This window comes from Prevotella sp. P5-92 (assembly GCF_002251245.1).
Lineage (GTDB): Bacteria > Bacteroidota > Bacteroidia > Bacteroidales > Bacteroidaceae > Prevotella.
This window is the reverse complement of record NZ_NPJG01000079.1, coordinates 55,172-73,272: the sequence shown is the minus strand read 5'-3', so window position 1 is coordinate 73,272 and position 18,101 is coordinate 55,172. Positions and strand designations below refer to the sequence as shown.

Sequence of the window (18,101 nt, the reverse complement as noted above, 5' to 3'; positions counted from 1 at the left end):
GGTTTGTTAACATACAGTATTACAGTATTACAGTTTGATTTTAAACCCACAAAATCTCTCTAACTAAGGAAAAATATTTACGTGGTTGGAGAAATATTTCGGGGTAGTTAGAAATAGTATAATACACATAGTGTATTATAAAAAATGTTAAAGAAAAGAAGGAAATTAAGTAAACACTTGCAAAATCGAGAAAAATGTTGTACCTTTGCAAACGTAAAAGAAAATCGGAAGCGCGCACCGTGATTCGGATACACGAGTGAGAGAAAAAAATCCGTCCACATTTCGGGAAAATGGCTCTCGGAAAGCATGATTATTGCCGATTTTCTTGGAGCGAAAGAATAAAAACACTATCTTTGCACACGCTAAAATAAAAAAACCGCATGAAACAACATTTCGTTCTATTATCATTATTCTGCGCCATCGCATTGTCGTCTTTCGCGCAGAACCCTAAGTTCGGCAAACCCACCAATGAAGAGTGGGAACTGAAAAGTGTGAGTTTCGCGCCTGAGGCCGACGCCGTGGTGCTATACAAGTCTGTCGATGTGACGTACAAGCTCTCAGGAGGCTTTGAAGCGTTGGGCAGCGGCGGCGAGGGATCGCTCGACGACAACACTATGGCAAGCTTTGGCACCAGCAAGTTTATCAGTCCCGAAAACATCAGTATGCTCTACGACGTCAAAGTGCGCGTGAAAGTGCTCAAAGATAGCGGTACGGCCTTTGGTGCCATCGACATCATTACTTTCAGCGACGATGAGAATATGGATCTTCGCGACGAGTTCTACGAGATGAACGTGACACTGCTGAGGCGCATTGACGGCAAAGTGAAGAAAAAGAGAGTGGCTGCTTCGTGCATCAAGGACGAGCGCATAGACAATCACTACAGCATCCGCCACATACGCGTGCCCGACGTGAAGGCAGGAGACATCGTTGAGTGCCAGTACCAGCTGTTCAGCTCGCGCGGCACGTACATCTACGACACGCAGCTGCAAGAGAGCATACCCGTCCTCTACTCGAAGTGCCGGATGGAAATTCCATACATCCTCCAGTTTAACGTCAACAGGCCCATTATAAGCAACGTGACGGCATCCACGGCCTTAGGCAACACATATATCGTCAGCCCCAACAACGACAAGCAGGTGCCGCGAAAAGTGGTATGCAACGTCTATACCATCGAAGCCCGCGACCTTCCGCCCTATGCGGGAGAAATTAATCTCAATAACCTGTCCAGCGGCGAGGTCCACTGCGTGCGCACACAACTGAAAGAAAAACGCTACGACGTGAAGCCTGAAGCATCGGGCCCTGTACGACATCTGGTGATTGGCAGATGAATTGGGCGTATCTTGCCAAAAACTATTTCGGTAAGAGCCGCTCATGGCTATACCATAAGTTCAGCAGACAGAACAATGGAAAATCTGACGATTTCAACGATATGGACCGCGAGTTGCTCCGCAACGCATTGAGAGATATTGCGGCAATGGTGAACCTTGCGGCAGACAGACTTTGACTTATGCATGAAGATTTGACAACCTACGCCTCGGTGCCTTCGGCATCGGGGCTTTACTTTTTCCCGAAGACGTTACTCTCTAATCCTTTCTATGGAGAACTTGCGTAGCCCCAAATTGCATAATTAATTGTTAAACATTGAGCTCAATACCGAGCAGGCGAAACGCAACCTTGAAGAGCTGCTAACAAAAAAACGCAGCAAACTGATTTCCAGCTTGCTGCGGCGACTTAGTTGCGGAGGCAGGACTCGAACATGCGACCTCCAGGTTATGAGCCTGGCGAGCTACCAACTGCTCCACTCCGCGGTGTTATTTCTCATTTGCGGGTGCAAAGGTACGACTTTTTTTTGTATTATGCAAGAAAAAAGTCGTTTTTTTTGAAAAAAGTAGGTAAAATGGTGTGTTTTAGGCATTTTTTCCGCCATTTTTCTTGTTTATTTAAAATATAATCCGTACTTTTGCACACGATAATCAATATGTGCAATAAAAGAAATACATAGGAGGAACGCCAATGTCCATTTCGAAGACAAGACAGAAACTCATAGATGTAGCCCGGCAGCTGTTTGCCAAAAACGGCTTGGAAAACACGACGATGAACGACATCGCTCTCTCGTCGGGTAAAGGCCGCCGCACGCTCTACACCTATTTTAAAAGTAAGGAGGAGGTATATTATGCGGTGATTGAGTCGGAACTGGAGCGCCTGTCAGACAAGATGGACGAGGTGGCCGCGAAGAAGATACGTCCGCAAGACAAGATCATCGAGCTCATCTACACCCATCTGAGCATGATAAAGGAGACGGTGGTGCGCAACGGCAACCTCCGCGCCGAGTTTTTCAGAAATATATGGATGGTGGAAAAGGTGCGCAAGAACTTCGACGAGGACGAGATTGAGCTCTTCCGCCGCGTGTATTACGAGGGAAAGGAAGAGGGCGAGTTTGACATCGAGAACATCGAGCTCGTGGCCGACATCACCCACTACTGCATCAAAGGCCTCGAAGTGCCATACATCTACGGAAGGCTTGGCCACGGCATGACCGAGGAGATGAGCAAGCCCCTGGTGGCTAAGGTGGTGTACGGTGCCCTTGGCAAAAGCCTCATAAAGTGAGAAGACAGTATTTACACATTATTAATAATATAATAAAAGAAAAATGGGATTATTATCAGGCAAGACTGCACTCATCACTGGTGCAGCGCGCGGTATCGGTAAGGCCGTTGCTATCAAGTTTGCTCAGGAAGGAGCAAACATCGCTTTTACAGACCTCGTGCTCAACGACGACATGGCTGCCGGACTCGAGGCTACACGCAAGGAAATAGAAGCCCTTGGCGTAAAGTGTAACGCATATGCAGGAAACGCCGCCGACTTCGCGGAGACCGAGGCCGTGGTGGCTAAGATCAAGGAAGACTTCGGCACCATTGACGTGCTGGTGAACAACGCTGGCATCACCAAAGACGGACTGATGCTGCGCATGTCGGAGCAGCAGTGGGATGCTGTGCTCAACGTCAACCTAAAGTCGGCATTCAACTTCATACACGCTTGCGCTCCTATCATGCTGCGCCAGCGCGGCGGCTCGATCATCAACATGTCGAGCGTGGTGGGCGTTCACGGCAATGCAGGCCAGTGCAACTACTCTGCCTCTAAGGCCGGCATGATAGGTTTGGCCAAGTCTATCGCACAGGAGCTGGGTCCGAAGGGCGTACGTGCCAACGCAGTGGCTCCGGGCTTCATCGAGACAGCCATGACAGCACAGCTGCCCGAGGAGATACGCAAGGACTGGATGAAGAAGATACCTCTGCGCAGGGGCGGTCAGGTGGAAGACATTGCCAACGTCTGTCTGTTCCTCGCCAGCGACATGTCGAGCTACGTGTCAGGACAGGTGATACAGATTGACGGCGGTATGAACATGTAAGAAACGCTGATGAAAGTACTGTACGAGGATAATCATATTATCGTAGTAAACAAGGAAAGCGGAGAGATCGTCCAGGGCGACAAGACTGGCGACACTCCGCTCTCTGACATTGTAAAGGACTATATCAAGGTGAAGTACCAGAAGCCGGGGAACGTCTTCCTCGGGGTGGTACATCGCCTCGACCGTCCCGTGAGCGGGGCGGTGGTGTTCGCACGCACGTCGAAAGCACTGTCGCGACTCAACGAGATGTTCCGCAGGGGCGAGGTGCACAAGACATACTGGGCCATAGTGAAGAACAAGCCTAAGGCTGACGCCGCCACGCTCGTCAGTTGGATAGTGCGCAACGAGAAGCAGAACAAGAGCTACGCCTACGATCACGAGGTGAAAGACTCGAAGAAGGCGGTGCTCGACTACCGGCTCATAGCCTCGGGCGACACATACCACATACTTGAGATACGTCTTCACACGGGCCGACATCACCAGATACGCTGCCAGTTGGCAGCCATGGGATGCCCAATCAAGGGCGACCTGAAATACGGATCGCAGCGCAGCAACGCCGACGGAAGCATCTCGCTGCTGTCGCGTCATACTGAGTTTCTGCATCCCGTCAGCAAGCAACTCATTGCTGTCGATGCTCCCCTACCCTCTGACCCTTTATGGAAAAAAATACTAAATAGCGACTGATTTTTATTTTTTTTCCACAATACCTTTTCTTATTTGAGAAAAATGCACTACATTTGCAGAAATATTTGCAAATATGAAGAAATTCTTATTGTGGACGACCATATTCTTGTTGAGCCCAGTGATACTCTTCGTGGTCTTGACAATACTTATATACCTGCCTCCTGTACAGAATTTTGTGGTACAGAAGGTGGCTGACTATGTGTCTGAATCGACAGGATATGAAGTGAGCGTGAGACACGTGGAACTGAAATTCCCGCTCGACCTCAGCATCGACGACGTGAAGTTTATCAAACCTAACGACAGCATCGCCACCCAGCGAGACACCATTGCTGACGTCAGCCAGATAGTGGCCGACGTGAGGCTCAGGCCCTTGATAGACGGAAGGGTCGTGGTGGATAGGCTTGATATCGACGGGGCGAAGTTCGACACCGACGGCATGGTGGCTGCCATGCGCGTGAAAGGCAGCGTGGAGCAGATCAGGCTAAGAAGCCGAGGCATAGAGATAGAAAAGGAAGAGGCCGACATCGACCTCGTCGCCCTCAGCGGCGCACGGATAGACATAGCCATGCTGCCCGACACACTGCCGCCCGACACCACCAAGAGCGAGGTGAACTGGGTGGTACGCGTAGCAAAAGCTAAGGTAGATGACACTGCTGTCATGTTTCACACCATGGGCGACTCGCTGCGCCTCGGAGCCACTCTCAACCACCTTGACATCACCAACACCACTATCGACCTCGCAAAGGCACGCTATTCCGTGGGCAATATGAGTCTCGGCAATTCGAGGCTGACATACGACGACATGATGCAGCCACACGTCAAAGGCATCGACTACAACCATCTCGCCATAGACAGCCTTAACCTGAAACTCGACTCGATAGCCTTTGCCGACCCCGACGTGAGAATGGTGGCTACACTCGCCACTCCAGCATCGACGCTGACCGCCAGGTGCAACATCGACCTCACGGCTTTCGACAAAACCAATCCCGGAACATTCGACATAAGACTCGACGCACAGGTGGGTAAAGCCGACATGCTGCGTTATGCCGACATGCCAAAGGCCGTCGCCAAGGCACTGCCCAACGAGGGCATGACGCTGAGAACCTGCGTGAAAGGCAACATGCGGCGCACTGAGTTAGAAGAACTGAAGATGATCCTGCCGCGCATGGCTACACTCGCCGCTGACGGCTATGCCATCAATCCCGCCTCGCCAGAGAAGATGAGGGCAAAGGCAAACATGAAGCTCACCACTGGCAATTTGAGCTTCGTCAACGCCATGATGCAGCCGTCGATTCGGAAGAAGATAAGGATACCACGCATGACCCTTGAAGGCACGCTCAACGCCGAGGGACAGCGCTACGGTGCCGACCTGACGCTGCGGGAGGGACGCGGACAGATGAAACTGAAAGGACAGATAGACCTGCCAACTGAGGCTTATGCAGCCGACATCGACGTGAGAGGCCTCGACATCAGGCACTTCATGCCACGCGACTCGATGAAGACGCTCAGCGCGGCGCTGACCGTGAAAGGACGCGGCTACGACATACTGTCTCCACACACAAGGCTCGACGCCAAAGCCACACTGAAACAGTTCGGCTACGGATATCTCAACATCGACAACCTCAAGGCAAAGGCAAAGATTGCCGGCGGCATGGCACACGCAACCGTGGAGAGCGAAAACGCACTCGCCGACGGAACCATCGCATTCGACGCGCTGATGTCAACAAAACGACTGCAAGCCACGCTGAGCACCGACCTGAGATGGATCGACATGCAGCTGCTTCGCGTAAGCGAGAAACCGCTCGCCGCAAGCATGTGCGCACATATCGACATCGCCTCCAACCTAAAGAGCGACCATAAGCTGCAGGCATTGCTCAACGACTTCACCGTGAGAACAGAGAAGAAAGTGTACAGACCCGAAGACCTCGTCATCGACATGAACACCACACCCGACACCACATGGGCAAAGGCGTACAGCGGCAACCTCGAATTCCTCTTCACGGCAAAGGGCGGCTACGAGACACTGCTCAACCAGATAAACAAAATGGCCGACGAGCTGGCAAGACACAAGAAGGAGAAAATCATCGACGAACAGCTCCTGCGCCAGTTCCTGCCCACGATGACGCTCCACGTGCTGAGCGGCAACGACAACCCCGTGGCAAACTTCATGCGCTTCAAGGGCATCGACTTCGCCACACTCGCATGCGACCTCTCCACATCGCCCGCCGACGGAGTGCAAGGAAAGGGGCACATCTATTCCATGGTGTACGACAGCGTGAGAATAGACACGATCACTTACTGCGTGAGCCAAGACGAGGAACGGGTGAACTTCAACCTCATGGTGCAAAACAACAAACGCAATCCGCAGTTCGTGTTCCGTTCGGTCATGGACGGATATCTCGACGGCAACATGGCTGGACTAAACATGCGCTACTACGACGCCAAAAACCGCCTCGGACTCGACGCGGGCGTCAATGCGGAAATGCAAGATAGTGGCATCTATGTAAGACTCGAACCTTACCGCCAACTGCTTGGCTACAAGTCGTTTAACATCAACAAAGACAACTACCTCTTCCTCGCGCGCAACAACAAGGTGAGCACGAAGATTGACCTCATCGCCGACGACGGCACAGGTATAAAGATCTTCTCAGAGGACGACGATCCAGGCATGCTGCAGGACATCACCATGAGCGTCAATCGCCTCGACCTCGAAGGACTGTCGAGCGTGATGCCGTACATGCCCCGCATCGGCGGACAACTCAATGGCGACTTCCACGTGATGATCGATGACGGCGAGAGGCTCTCAGTGGTGTCTGACCTCAACGTAAAGGGACTGAGCTACGAGAACTATGCCATGGGCAATCTCGGCACCGAAATGGTGTATCTGCAAGGCGAGGGAGCATCGCATATCGTGGAGGCAAGGCTGATGAAAGACAACGACGAAGTTGGACTGCTCAAAGGAACGTATTACAACGACGACGAGCCGGCAATAGACGCCGTGTTTGAGATGAACCGCACACCACTCGACCTCGTCAACGGATTCATTCCCGACCAACTCTTCGGCTTCGAGGGATATGCCGAGGGAAAACTCGCCATCAAGGGGAAGACAGACAGCCCAGTCGTGGACGGAGAGGTGTATCTTGACAGCTCGCGACTCGTCAGCGTGCCTTACGGCATGAAACTGCGCTTCGACGACGACCCTGTACGCATAGTGGGCAGCCAGCTCCTGCTCGAGAACTTTACCGTCTATGCTCATAACGACAACCCGCTCAACATAATGGGAAAAGTGGACTTTTCCGACCTCGAACGCGTCATGGTTGACCTGAAGATGAGAGCACGCGACTATCAGATCATCGGCGAGAAGGAAAACAACAAGAGCGTGGCATACGGAAAGGCATTTGTGAACATCGACGGAACGATAAAGGGACTGATAGACAATCTCGTGATGAGGGGAAAACTCGACGTGCTCGGAAAGACCGACATGGGCTACATCCTCCGCGACAGCCCCATCACCACCGACAACCGCCTCGACGAACTCGTGAAGTTCTGCGACTTCAGCGACACCACCACCGTCGAGATCGTACGACCGCAGATCACCGGTTTCACCATGGACATGTCGCTCTACGTTTCAAACGGAGCTCACATCATGGCATACCTCAACGCCGACCACACCAACTATATCGACCTTATGGGCGGAGGAATGCTGCGCATGCAATACAATATGGTGGATGGCATAATGCTCAATGGACGATACACGCTAAACAACGGAAAGATGAAATACTCGCTACCCGTCATTCCGCTCAAGACCTTCTCCATACAAGACGGTAGCTATCTCGAGTTCCACGGCGACATAATGAACCCGCAACTCAACATCACCGCCGAGGAAGAGACAAAGGCCACGGTGACAGGAACTAACGGAGTGGGACGAAGCGTGAAGTTCATCTCTGGCATCGTCATCACAAAGACACTGCAGGACATGGGACTCGAGTTCACACTCGACGCACCCGAAGACCTCACGCTGCACAACGAGCTCCAGGCGATGAGCGTGGAACAGAGAGGAAAACTCGCCGTCACAATGCTCACCACGGGAATGTATCTCGCCGACGGAAACACCGAGTCGTTCTCAATGAACAGCGCACTCAGCTCCTTCCTCAACTCGGAGATAAACCATATAACAGGAAGCGCACTGCGAACTCTCGACCTCTCGTTCGGCATCGACAACACCACCAACGCACAAGGCGGAATACATACCGACTACTCGTTCCAATTCGCCAAACGGTTCTGGAACAACAGACTGAAAATATCAGTCGGTGGAAAGGTATCGACGGGAGCGTCAGTGGAGTCGGCGCAAAACAGCTCGTTCTTCGACAACGTCACCTTTGAATACCGTCTCGACGACACGGCAAACAAATACGTCACCCTCTTCTACAACAACAACTCCTACGACTGGCTCGACGGATATACACAGGAATACGGTGCGGGATTCGTGTGGAGAAAGACAATACAGAACTTCAGGGACATCTTCCGCAAGGACGACGACTCGTCAGTGCCTGCCGACAACACCAAGATGAAGCATGGCGACGCCGACATCAGCGAGGACAAGAATGAAGACGCTGGCAGCGAAGAAGAGACCACAGAAGAAATGAACAACAAATAAGGTTAAGGCATTGAAAATAAACGGCATCATAATACTCTTGGCAGCAGTGGCGCTCGCAGGCTGCTCGACGACAAGAAACATACCCGACGACGACCAGCTCTTCGTCGGGCTAAAGGAGATAAAGTACGAAAACTACAAAAACTCTGACCACTTCATCACGACACAGGAGGAAGTGGAGGCGGCGCTCGCCACAGCACCAAACGGAGCCCTCTTCGGCAGCTCCTACTACCGCACGCCGTTCCCCTACGGACTCTGGATTTGGGACGCATTCAGCGGAAAGGAAAGCGGATTTGCCAAGTGGATGGTGAAAAGTTTCGGCAAACAGCCCGTGCTGATGAGCTGGGTGAACCCAGCGCTGAGAGCGTCGGTGGCACAAACTGTGCTGCGCAACCACGGCTACTTGCACTCGAAAGTGACACACGAGAACGTCACGCAGAAAAATCCGAAGAAATGCAAGATAGCATACAAGGTGGACGTGGGAGAAGTGTTTACTGTTGACACACTTGAATACATGGGATTCCCACACGAAGCCGACAGCCTTATCGCCGCAACCGTCTCGGAGGCGAAAGTGAAGAAAGGAACACCGCTCAGCGTGCCAGCTCTCGACAGCGAGCGACAGCGCCTCTATACACTCTTCCGCGACCACGGTTATTATTACTACCAAGCGGGATTCGCTTCCTATCTCGCCGACACCATCGCCCAGCCCGACAAGGCGGCACTGCGACTGCAACTCGCCTCTGACGTGCCGTCTGCAGCACTCCACAAATGGCATATAGGCAATATCCATATCAATATGCAACGCTTGTTTACTGAACCACTTACCGACAGTCTTACCTACCGTTTCTTCTCAATGAAGTATAACGGCAAAAAACCGCCGCTCAGGCCGCGCGTAGTGATGCGCAACATGAAGATGAGGCACCGCAAGCCTTATAGCTACTCCGACTATCAGGAGACGACATCAAAGCTAAGCGCAATGGGACTCTTCAGCGCGGTGGACTTTAAGTTCACACCGCGCGATACCGCCGCAGTCTGCGACACACTCGACCTCACCCTCGACCTCGTGCTCGACCGCCCCTACGACCTGTACTTCGAAGGCAACATCAAGAACAAGACCATAGGACGAATAGGACCGGAGGTGAAGGCCGGTCTGACACGACGCAACGCCTTCCGAGGAGCAGAGAAACTCGACCTCAACATACACGGCTCCTATGCCTGGGAGACACACAAGCGGAAGTCGAGCAGCAACTACGAGTATGGTGCCGATATCTCGCTCGAGTTCCCACGCATCGTGGCGCCGTTCTTCGACGACTTTAAGGTGAAACGCGACAAAAACGGAAAGCCCGTGCGACGCAAGTTCGTGTCGCAGTCGTCAACCATGGCAAAACTCTCCACCAACACCGTCTATCGACCCGACTACTACCGCATGAATGTGCTCTCAGGAGAATGGACTTACCGCTGGCAGACATCACCAACAAGCAAGCACGAGTTCTCGCCGCTAACTGTGAAATATCAATATACCAAGACCCTCTCTTCGCGCCTCGACTCGCTGATGCTTGAAAATGCCTACCTGCTCGGAATGATGGACGACATGTTTGTGCCGCAAATGCGATACACTTACACACACACCAGCCCCGCATCACACCTGCATCCGCTGACATGGGAAGTGACAGTGGCAGAAGCAGGTAACCTACTCTCGTTAGGACTCGTGGCGGCAGGCAAGGACTGGAATGAAGTGGGAAAGAAACTCTTCAAGACCAGCTACGCACAGTTTATCAAACTTGAGGCCGATGTCACAAAGACATGGACACTCGACCTCAACTCCCAACTCGTGGCACACTTCAACGGAGGCATCATCTACAACTACGGCAACAGCGACAATATCCCGTTCAGCGAACAATTCTACGTGGGCGGAGCCAACAGCTTGCGTGCCTTCCCCATAAGAGGCATCGGACCGGGAGGAACACCCAATCTCGGCGACAGTCAGTACAACTACATCTTCAACAACGGAAACATCAAACTCGTGGCCAACCTCGAATACAGGCGACGCCTCTTCGGAAGCCTCTCGGCGGCTCTCTTCCTCGACGCTGGCAACGTGTGGAACTATAACGTCAACATGGGTGAGGAACAAGCCGTGAAAGACTTCTTCGAACCAGGCATCTTCCGCTTCGACCGCTTCCTCAGACAGATAGCCGTCGGAACCGGTGTAGGCATAAGATACGACCTCGACTTCCTCGTCATCAGACTCGACTGGGGACTCGGACTCCACCTGCCTTACGACACAGGCAAGGGCGGATTCTACAACATCGACAGTTTCAAGGACAATCAGACATTGCATTTCGCAATAGGCTATCCGTTCTAAAAAAACAAAAAAAATACGGCAAAAACTATGCTTTTTGAAAAAATATTGTTACTTTTGCATCGAGATAAACGATAACACGGATTTATTTATAAAAACAACAATATGAAACCAACTTTATTACTCTTAGCTGCCGGTATGGGAAGCCGTTACGGCGGTTTGAAACAACTCGATGGACTCGGACCCAACGGCGAGACCATCATGGACTATTCCATCTACGATGCCGTAAAGGCTGGATTCGGCAAGATAGTATTCGTAATCAGAAAGGATTTTGAACAAGACTTCCGCGAAAAAATACTTAAGAAGTATGAGGGACACGTGCCCGCCGAACTCTGCTTTCAAAGCCTCGATGCTCTACCCGAAGGATTCACTTGTCCTGAAGACAGGGTAAAGCCATGGGGCACTAACCATGCAGTGATGATGGCAAAGGACATCATCAAAGAGCCCTTCTGTGTCATCAACTGCGATGACTTCTACAACCGCGACGCATTCCAGGTCATCGGAAAGTTCCTCGCCGAACTGCCAGAAGGTAGCCGCAACAAGTATGCCATGGTGGGATTCCGAGTTGGCAACACTCTCTCTGAAAACGGCACCGTGGCAAGAGGTATCTGCTCGAAAGACGGGAATGGCAACCTCACCACTGTCGTGGAACGCACAGAGATAATGAGAGTCGAAGGACCCGTATGTTACAAGGACGAGGAAGGACAATGGGTGGCAGTAGATGACAACACGCCCGTGTCGATGAACATGTGGGGATTCACACCAGACTACTTCGAGCACAGCGAGGCTTACTTCAAAGAGTTCCTTGCCGACCCGAAGACTATGCAGAACCTCAAGGCCGAGTTCTTCATACCGCTGATGGTAAACAAACTCATCAACGACGGAACATCTACCGTACAGGTGCTCGACACCACCAGCAAATGGTTTGGAGTGACTTACGCTGCCGACCGCGACGCTACAGTGGCGCGCATACAGCAACTCGTCGATGAAGGCGTCTATCCCAACCATCTTTTCTAATCGCATAGGCATATACAACTGATTAATGCAAATAGATTTATTATCACAACAGGAGCTACAACAGCTCCGGGAAGTCATCGTGGCAGCAGATAGCATCGTTATCTGCTGCCATGTCAGTCCCGATGGTGACGCCATCGGTTCAACACTGGCATGGGCTGAAGCCCTGAAAAAAATGGGAAAGAATCCTCGCATCATCGTGCCCGACATGTTCCCAGACTTCCTCAGATGGATGCCAGGAGTGGAGACCATCATGAGATACGACAAGCACAGCGACGAGGCAGACGCACTCATAGCCGACGCAGACGTGGTGTTCTGTCTCGACTTCAACGAATTGTCGCGCACCGACAACATGCAGAAAGCCCTCGAAGCCACACACGCAAAGCTGGTGCTCATTGATCATCATCTCAACCCGATGAAGACAACAGCTATGACCATCTCCTTCACCAGTGTTTGCTCCACATGCGAGATCGTCTTTAGACTGGCGTGGCAACTCGGACTATTCGAAAGCCTCGACAGGAAATTTGCCGATCCTTGCTACTGCGGAATGATGACCGATACTGGAGGTTTCACGTTCGCCAGCACAAGGCCCGAGATATTCTACATCATCTGCCTGTTGCTGTCCAAAGGCATCGACAAAGACAAGATATACCGCAACGTCTTCCACACATTCAGCGAAGACCGTCTGCGACTGCAGGGATATATTCTCTACGAAAAGCTGGAGATGGCAGCCGACGGGAAGGCAGCCTTCTTCCCGCTCACACGTGCCGACCTCGAACGATTCCACTATATGAAGGGCGACACCGAAGGTGTGGTGAATATGCCGCTGCAGATAAAGGGAGTGAGACTGAGCATCTCGCTGCGTGAAGACACCGAACGCGACAACTATATCCTTGTCTCGCTCAGATCGGTGGACGACTTTCCTGCCAACGAAGTGGCACGCGACTTCTTCAACGGCGGAGGACACAAAAACGCATCTGGAGGTAAACTGTTTTGCTCTATGAACGAGGCTATAGAAATTACACGAAAGGCCATAAAGGCTTATGAAGACAAACTGTAATATAATATATATATATTTACACAATGAAGAATACACTTGTTTCAATCCTGACGCTGATGGCTATGATCTTGTGCATTTCCTGCGACGACTACGAGACATACGGCGAGAAAAAGGAAAAGGAAAGGGATGCTATCGAGGCCTTCATAGCCAAAAATGGCATTAAGGTGATCGACGAGGCTACGTTTGAGGCGAAGGGACAACAGACCTCGATGGACAACAACGAATATGTCTATCTCGAGAAAAGCGGCGTCTATATGCAGATAGAGAGAAAGGGAGCCGGAGACAAACTCGAAGAAAACAAGCAGGTAAACATCCTCTGCAGATATGCTGAGTATAACATCAACGACACTGTATATCAGACAGGTAATCTATATTCGAGCGTATCACCCGACAAATTTAACGTCATAAGAAAAGGACAGAACCTCACCGCATCGTTCACTCAGGGCATGATGAAGAGCTACTACGACTCGTCGGTGCCTGAGGGATGGCTCGTGCCGCTGCTTTACATCAACGTAGGCAGACAAACCTCTGCCGACGAGGAAATAGCAAAGGTAAACCTCATCGTACCGCACTCCAAGGGGCAGTCATACGCCATGCAGAGCGTTTATGCATGCCACTACACAATTACTTACCAAAGAGAAAGGTAATACGAAAACAATATTTTAGAAAGGAAAAATCATGACACTAATAAAGTCTATATCAGGAATTAGAGGCACCATTGGCGGCGTCGCTGGCGACACTCTCAACCCACTCGACATAGTCAAGTTTACCTCAGCTTACGCCTCGTTCATCGCAAGGCGACATGAAGGGGATGGACACCCGAAGGTGGTAGTGGGACGCGACGCCCGTATCTCGGGCGAGATGGTGAGGAGCATCGTATGCGGAACACTCATGGGAATGGGATTTGACGTCGTTGACCTGGGAATGGCCACCACTCCTACAACCGAACTGGCAGTAAGGCATCATAATGCAGACGGCGGCATCATCATCACAGCAAGTCATAATCCCAAACAGTGGAACGCCCTAAAACTGCTCAATGCCGACGGCGAATTCCTCACGGCTGCAGATGGAGCTGAGGTGCTCGACATGGCGGCACGCGAGGCGTTTGAATATGCCGACGTTGATCATCTCGGCTCTTACACTGCCGACGATGATTTCGACTCGTGTCATATCGACGACGTGCTCGCCCTGCAGTTGGTTAACGTGGAAGCTGTCAAAGATAGGCACTTCCGTGTGTGTGTGGATGCCATCAATAGTGTGGGAAGCATCATTCTTCCACGACTACTCGACAAGCTGGGCGTAGAATACACCATTCTTAACGCCGAACCAACAGGACAGTTCGCCCACAACCCCGAGCCACTGGAGAAGAACCTGCACGATATAATGAATAAGGTAAAGGAGGGCGGGTACGACCTTGGCATTGTTGTCGATCCAGATGTTGACCGACTGGCCTTCATCAGCGAAGACGGAACAATGTTTGGCGAGGAATATACACTCGTCTCGGTGGCTGACTACGTGCTCAGCCATACACCGGGTAACACCGTGAGTAACCTCAGTTCGACACGCGCCTTGCGCGACGTAACACTGCACCACGGCGGCACTTACCATGCTTCTGCCGTAGGCGAGGTCAACGTGACGACGAAAATGAAGGACGTAGATGCCGTGATAGGCGGCGAAGGCAACGGCGGCGTGATCTATCCTGAGAGCCACTACGGACGTGATGCCCTTGTGGGCATTGCCCTCTTCCTCTCGCTGCTGGCAGAACGTGGAGTGTCGCTGACCCAACTACGCTCCACCCTACCTGAATATTACATGGCAAAAAACCGTATCGACCTCACTCCCGACACCGACATAGACGCTATATTGGACAAGGTGAAGGCGATGTATGCCGACGAACAAGTTACCGATATCGACGGCGTGAAGATTGACTTTGCCGACAAATGGGTCCACCTTCGCAAGTCGAATACCGAACCTATCATCCGCGTTTATAGCGAAGCCGCCACAACAGAAGAGGCTGACGCTATAGGGAAGGAAATCATGCAGGTGGTGGAGCAGATGGTATAAAAACAAATAAATGTATGGACTGAATCTTTTGTTATTCGCCCTATACGAAATTGTCATCATAGTGGCGATAATACATGTATTGATGGATAACCGGCAGCCTGCCAAGACCATGGCGTGGATGCTGGTTATCTACTTTGTACCCGTAGTTGGATTATTGTTCTATTTCTTTTTCGGAGTAAACACACGGCGGGGGAAACTAATGAGCGAGCGTAGTCTCCAGCAACTTACACGAAGGGCGATGTTTGAGTTTGTGGAACAACGTGACCTTCATGTGCCAGATGAATACAAAACCACGATTGACCTCTTTGTCAATCAAGGCTTCTTCTTGCCTTTCAAGGACAACGAGGTGGAAGTGTTTACAGACGGACATGCTTTCTTCCTCGACCTCTTCCATTCCATAGGCAAGGCGAGGCACAGCATACATTTGGACTTCTATATCTTTGAGGACGATGCGTTGGGAACACTCCTTGCCGACATGCTTATCGACAAAGCCCGGCAGGGCGTGGAGATAAGGCTGGTGTATGACGATGTGGGTTGTTGGAGAGTGAAACGCCGTTTTTTCGAGCGAATGAGGCGCGAAGGCATAGAGGCGTGGCCTTTCATGCCAGTGAGGTTCAGGAGTTTCACGAGCAAGGTGAATTACCGCAACCACAGAAAGATTGTGGTGGTGGACGGCACAACGGGATATATAGGAGGTATGAATGTGGCGAGGCGTTATGTGCAGGGAAGAGATGGACGTCATTGGCGCGACACAATGGTGCGAGTCAAAGGAGGCGGTGTCTATGGCTTGCAGCGGGCATTCCTGCTCGACTGGTATTTCGTTGACCGCACGCTGATAAGCGACCGCAAATATTATCCGCCTTCAGACGGTGCTTTGTCAAACTCTTGTGTGGCGCAAGTTGTCATGAGCACGCCCGTCACGCCACAACCTGAGATTATGCTTGGCATACTCGGCATAGTGTTGAGGGCAAAAAGATATATTTATATAGAGACACCATATTTCATGCCAAACGAGCCTGTGGCGGTGGCGCTAAAGACGGCTGCCCTTGAGGGCGTGGATGTCAGGGTGATGGTGCCCAAACGTTGCGACTCGCATTTTGTCTATTGGGCATCGCGCTCGTATCTCGATGAGATGGTCGCCGCTGGAGTGAAGGTGCTGGAGTATGATGGCGGGTTCCTTCACAGCAAGCTCTGGGTGATTGACGACATGTTGGCTTCATGTGGTTCGACGAACATCGACTTCCGCAGCTTTGAAAACAATTTTGAGGCAAACGTCTTTTTCTACGACAGCGGCACAGCTGACTCTTTCAGGCGCGTCTTTGAGTGCGACCAGCTGTTGTGTACGCCATACGAGGTTGACGACCGCCGCAATCGTTTCTTCATGCGCCTTTGGCTCAGTCTGGTGCGCCTTCTCTCTCCCGTGATGTAAACAGGCTGAAGTTCACGCTACCATAGCTGCGATGCTCCACAAAGTGTGGATGCGACGAGAAGTCATAGTCCTTGCCATGTTCGAAAACGAAAATTCCATCATCGGTGAGCAGATTGCCCGAGAGCACTATGTCGGGTATTTCCTTCAGTTGTTTCAAGGCGTAGGGCGGGTCGGCGAAGATGAAGTCAAACTGTTGGTGGCATGTTTTCAGAAACCTGAACACGTCGCCTCGGATGGTGATACAGCGGTCGGTGCCGAGTTTTGCAAGACATTGTTTTATGAAGGCATAATGGTCGCGGTCAGCTTCCACGCTCACCACGTTTTTACAACCTCTTGACAGTAGTTCGAGCGATATGCTTCCTGTGCCAGAGAAGAGGTCGAGTGCCATAGCATCCTCAAAGTCAATATATGCGTTGAGCACGTTGAAGATATTCTCTTTCGCAAAGTCGGTTGTCGGCCTTGCCTTAAACGAACGGGGAATATCGAAATGTCGTCCCTTGTATTGTCCTGTTATTATTCTCATGTTTTCTTAAAAAATGTGTTTTACACCCGCCTTTCATCGTCATTATTATGTATTATACGCTCACCGTTCATCGTCCTTTTATCAGATACGTCATCATGTCGTATGGCATGCTTTTTATCTGAGCTATTGGAGAGCGGTTGAAGTCTGATGATGGTTTGATGGTATAAACCTTTGCTATATAGCCCTTTAGCTCGTTTTCCAACCATTCCTGTTCGGGAATGTCGCCCACGAGATGCAGTTCATCTTGCTGTTGGTTCATCGACAGTTGTTTCCACACATTCAGTATGAAATAGAGAGCGTCGTGAGCGTTGGAAATGTCGAACGTGTTGTTGTATCTGAATCTGTTTTGTCCGTAGTTTAGCACTTCTAGAAGCTGGTCGTGGAAGTAGGCATATACCTTTCCTTTGGTACCAAGGAAACTGCGTTTGAACAGGTATCGCCATACAGGTGTCGAGGCGCAGAATAGTGTGGCTTCAGGGTAGCGGTCGTTGATCACCGTATGCAGGTCTTTTGTCAATCCGAAGACGGTGGCGACGTTCAGATCGGGTACGATGTTCGACTTCACTACCATGTTGTCGATGGTGGAATAAGAATGTGAGAACAATGCCGGTGCATCGTTTTCTTTAAACAGATCGACAGGAATTATTATCTTTGGCGTATCGGCGACGACAGCCACCTTATGGTATGTTGCGCTGAAAATTTCCATTGTCCTGAAAGCTTCACGCAGGTTAGCAGCAATGGACATTGTTCCCTTGGTGATGAAGGGATGCATTACCACCGACGTTTCTGGTTCGTCGATACATTGTGTGGCGAAGGTCAGCGAATGTCGGCTGGTGCGTATTATTAGCCTATTGCGCTTTGTGGAGTCGTTTTGTTGCATGATAGTCATATTGTTTTCTTCGTTT

General features: G+C 51.1%; 14 protein-coding genes and 1 tRNA gene. 12 read left to right on the top strand and 3 right to left on the bottom strand.

What is annotated here, in order from left to right; all coding sequences use genetic code 11:
• Positions 1–380: 380 nt before the first annotated feature.
• Both CIK99_RS08380 and CIK99_RS08375 read left to right on the top strand, forming a co-directional pair.
• On the top strand, positions 381–1,328 hold the full coding sequence (locus CIK99_RS08380; protein WP_094381072.1) for a DUF3857 domain-containing protein: 948 nt from the start codon (positions 381–383) through the stop codon (positions 1,326–1,328).
• Entirely contained in the window at positions 1,325–1,504 is a 180-nt protein-coding gene (locus CIK99_RS08375; RefSeq protein ID WP_094381071.1) for a DUF5053 domain-containing protein, read from the top strand. Before CIK99_RS08380 ends, CIK99_RS08375 begins: the two co-directional genes overlap by 4 nt.
• A 231-nt stretch (positions 1,505–1,735) precedes the next feature.
• Here CIK99_RS08375 and CIK99_RS08370 read toward each other — a convergent pair.
• A tRNA-Met gene (locus CIK99_RS08370) sits at positions 1,736–1,808 on the bottom strand.
• Between the two features lie 205 nt (positions 1,809–2,013).
• Here CIK99_RS08370 and CIK99_RS08365 point away from each other — a divergent pair.
• The 10 genes from CIK99_RS08365 to cls all read left to right on the top strand — a co-directional run bounded on the left by CIK99_RS08365 (position 2,014) and on the right by cls (position 16,673).
• Complete coding sequence (locus tag CIK99_RS08365; protein WP_094381070.1) at positions 2,014–2,607, top strand: TetR/AcrR family transcriptional regulator; 594 nt, start codon at positions 2,014–2,016, stop codon at positions 2,605–2,607.
• A gap of 43 nt (positions 2,608–2,650) precedes the next feature.
• Positions 2,651–3,409, top strand: a complete 759-nt coding sequence (gene fabG, locus CIK99_RS08360) for a 3-oxoacyl-[acyl-carrier-protein] reductase (RefSeq protein WP_094381069.1) — start codon at positions 2,651–2,653, stop codon at positions 3,407–3,409.
• Positions 3,410–3,418: 9 nt separating this feature from the next.
• Positions 3,419–4,093 carry an RluA family pseudouridine synthase gene (locus CIK99_RS08355; RefSeq protein ID WP_094381068.1) on the top strand — a complete coding sequence of 225 codons (675 nt, stop codon included), beginning with the start codon at positions 3,419–3,421 and terminating at the stop codon, positions 4,091–4,093.
• 73 nt (positions 4,094–4,166) lie between these two features.
• Entirely contained in the window at positions 4,167–8,750 is a 4,584-nt protein-coding gene (locus CIK99_RS08350; protein ID WP_094381067.1) for a translocation/assembly module TamB domain-containing protein, read from the top strand.
• A 10-nt stretch (positions 8,751–8,760) separates the two neighbouring features.
• Positions 8,761–11,109: a BamA/TamA family outer membrane protein gene (locus CIK99_RS08345; protein ID WP_094381066.1), complete on the top strand. Its 2,349-nt coding sequence runs from the start codon at positions 8,761–8,763 to the stop codon at positions 11,107–11,109.
• 102 nt (positions 11,110–11,211) lie between these two features.
• Positions 11,212–12,123 (top strand): nucleotidyltransferase, encoded by a 912-nt coding sequence (locus CIK99_RS08340; RefSeq protein ID WP_094381065.1) that lies wholly within the window; start codon positions 11,212–11,214, stop codon positions 12,121–12,123.
• A 25-nt stretch (positions 12,124–12,148) separates the two neighbouring features.
• The gene (locus CIK99_RS08335) at positions 12,149–13,180 is read left to right on the top strand and encodes a bifunctional oligoribonuclease/PAP phosphatase NrnA (RefSeq protein WP_094381064.1); all 1,032 of its coding nucleotides are present in this window, start codon (positions 12,149–12,151) and stop codon (positions 13,178–13,180) included.
• A 23-nt stretch (positions 13,181–13,203) separates the two neighbouring features.
• Positions 13,204–13,827, top strand: a complete 624-nt coding sequence (locus tag CIK99_RS08330; RefSeq protein ID WP_254047758.1) for a DUF4827 domain-containing protein — start codon at positions 13,204–13,206, stop codon at positions 13,825–13,827.
• Positions 13,828–13,858: 31 nt separating this feature from the next.
• Entirely contained in the window at positions 13,859–15,244 is a 1,386-nt protein-coding gene (gene glmM, locus CIK99_RS08325; RefSeq protein ID WP_094381063.1) for a phosphoglucosamine mutase, read from the top strand.
• A gap of 10 nt (positions 15,245–15,254) precedes the next feature.
• Positions 15,255–16,673, top strand: coding sequence for a cardiolipin synthase (gene cls / locus CIK99_RS08320; RefSeq protein WP_094381062.1), 1,419 nt, complete (start codon positions 15,255–15,257; stop codon positions 16,671–16,673).
• Here the strand turns inward: cls and rsmD are convergent.
• Entirely contained in the window at positions 16,639–17,196 is a 558-nt protein-coding gene (gene rsmD, locus CIK99_RS08315; RefSeq protein ID WP_094381061.1) for a 16S rRNA (guanine(966)-N(2))-methyltransferase RsmD, read from the bottom strand. The two genes, cls and rsmD, sit on opposite strands and share 35 nt — an antisense overlap.
• A gap of 67 nt (positions 17,197–17,263) precedes the next feature.
• On the bottom strand, positions 17,264–18,085 hold the full coding sequence (locus tag CIK99_RS08310) for a DUF3822 family protein (protein WP_094381060.1): 822 nt from the start codon (positions 18,083–18,085) through the stop codon (positions 17,264–17,266).
• Between the last annotated feature and the right edge of the window lie 16 nt (positions 18,086–18,101).

Bases quoted from the DNA above. Each gene is read 5' to 3' on its own strand.
- CIK99_RS08380 (WP_094381072.1), top strand. From the start codon at position 381: ATGAAACAACATTTCGTTCTATTATCATTATTCTGCGCCATCGCATTG.
- CIK99_RS08375 (WP_094381071.1), top strand. From the start codon at position 1,325: ATGAATTGGGCGTATCTTGCCAAAAACTATTTCGGTAAGAGCCGCTCA.
- CIK99_RS08365 (WP_094381070.1), top strand. From the start codon at position 2,014: ATGTCCATTTCGAAGACAAGACAGAAACTCATAGATGTAGCCCGGCAG.
- fabG (WP_094381069.1), top strand. From the start codon at position 2,651: ATGGGATTATTATCAGGCAAGACTGCACTCATCACTGGTGCAGCGCGC.
- CIK99_RS08355 (WP_094381068.1), top strand. From the start codon at position 3,419: ATGAAAGTACTGTACGAGGATAATCATATTATCGTAGTAAACAAGGAA.
- CIK99_RS08350 (WP_094381067.1), top strand. From the start codon at position 4,167: ATGAAGAAATTCTTATTGTGGACGACCATATTCTTGTTGAGCCCAGTG.
- CIK99_RS08340 (WP_094381065.1), top strand. From the start codon at position 11,212: ATGAAACCAACTTTATTACTCTTAGCTGCCGGTATGGGAAGCCGTTAC.
- CIK99_RS08335 (WP_094381064.1), top strand. From the start codon at position 12,149: ATGCAAATAGATTTATTATCACAACAGGAGCTACAACAGCTCCGGGAA.
- CIK99_RS08330 (WP_254047758.1), top strand. From the start codon at position 13,204: ATGAAGAATACACTTGTTTCAATCCTGACGCTGATGGCTATGATCTTG.
- glmM (WP_094381063.1), top strand. From the start codon at position 13,859: ATGACACTAATAAAGTCTATATCAGGAATTAGAGGCACCATTGGCGGC.
- cls (WP_094381062.1), top strand. From the start codon at position 15,255: ATGTATGGACTGAATCTTTTGTTATTCGCCCTATACGAAATTGTCATC.
- rsmD (WP_094381061.1), bottom strand. From the start codon at position 17,196: ATGAGAATAATAACAGGACAATACAAGGGACGACATTTCGATATTCCC.
- CIK99_RS08310 (WP_094381060.1), bottom strand. From the start codon at position 18,085: ATGACTATCATGCAACAAAACGACTCCACAAAGCGCAATAGGCTAATA.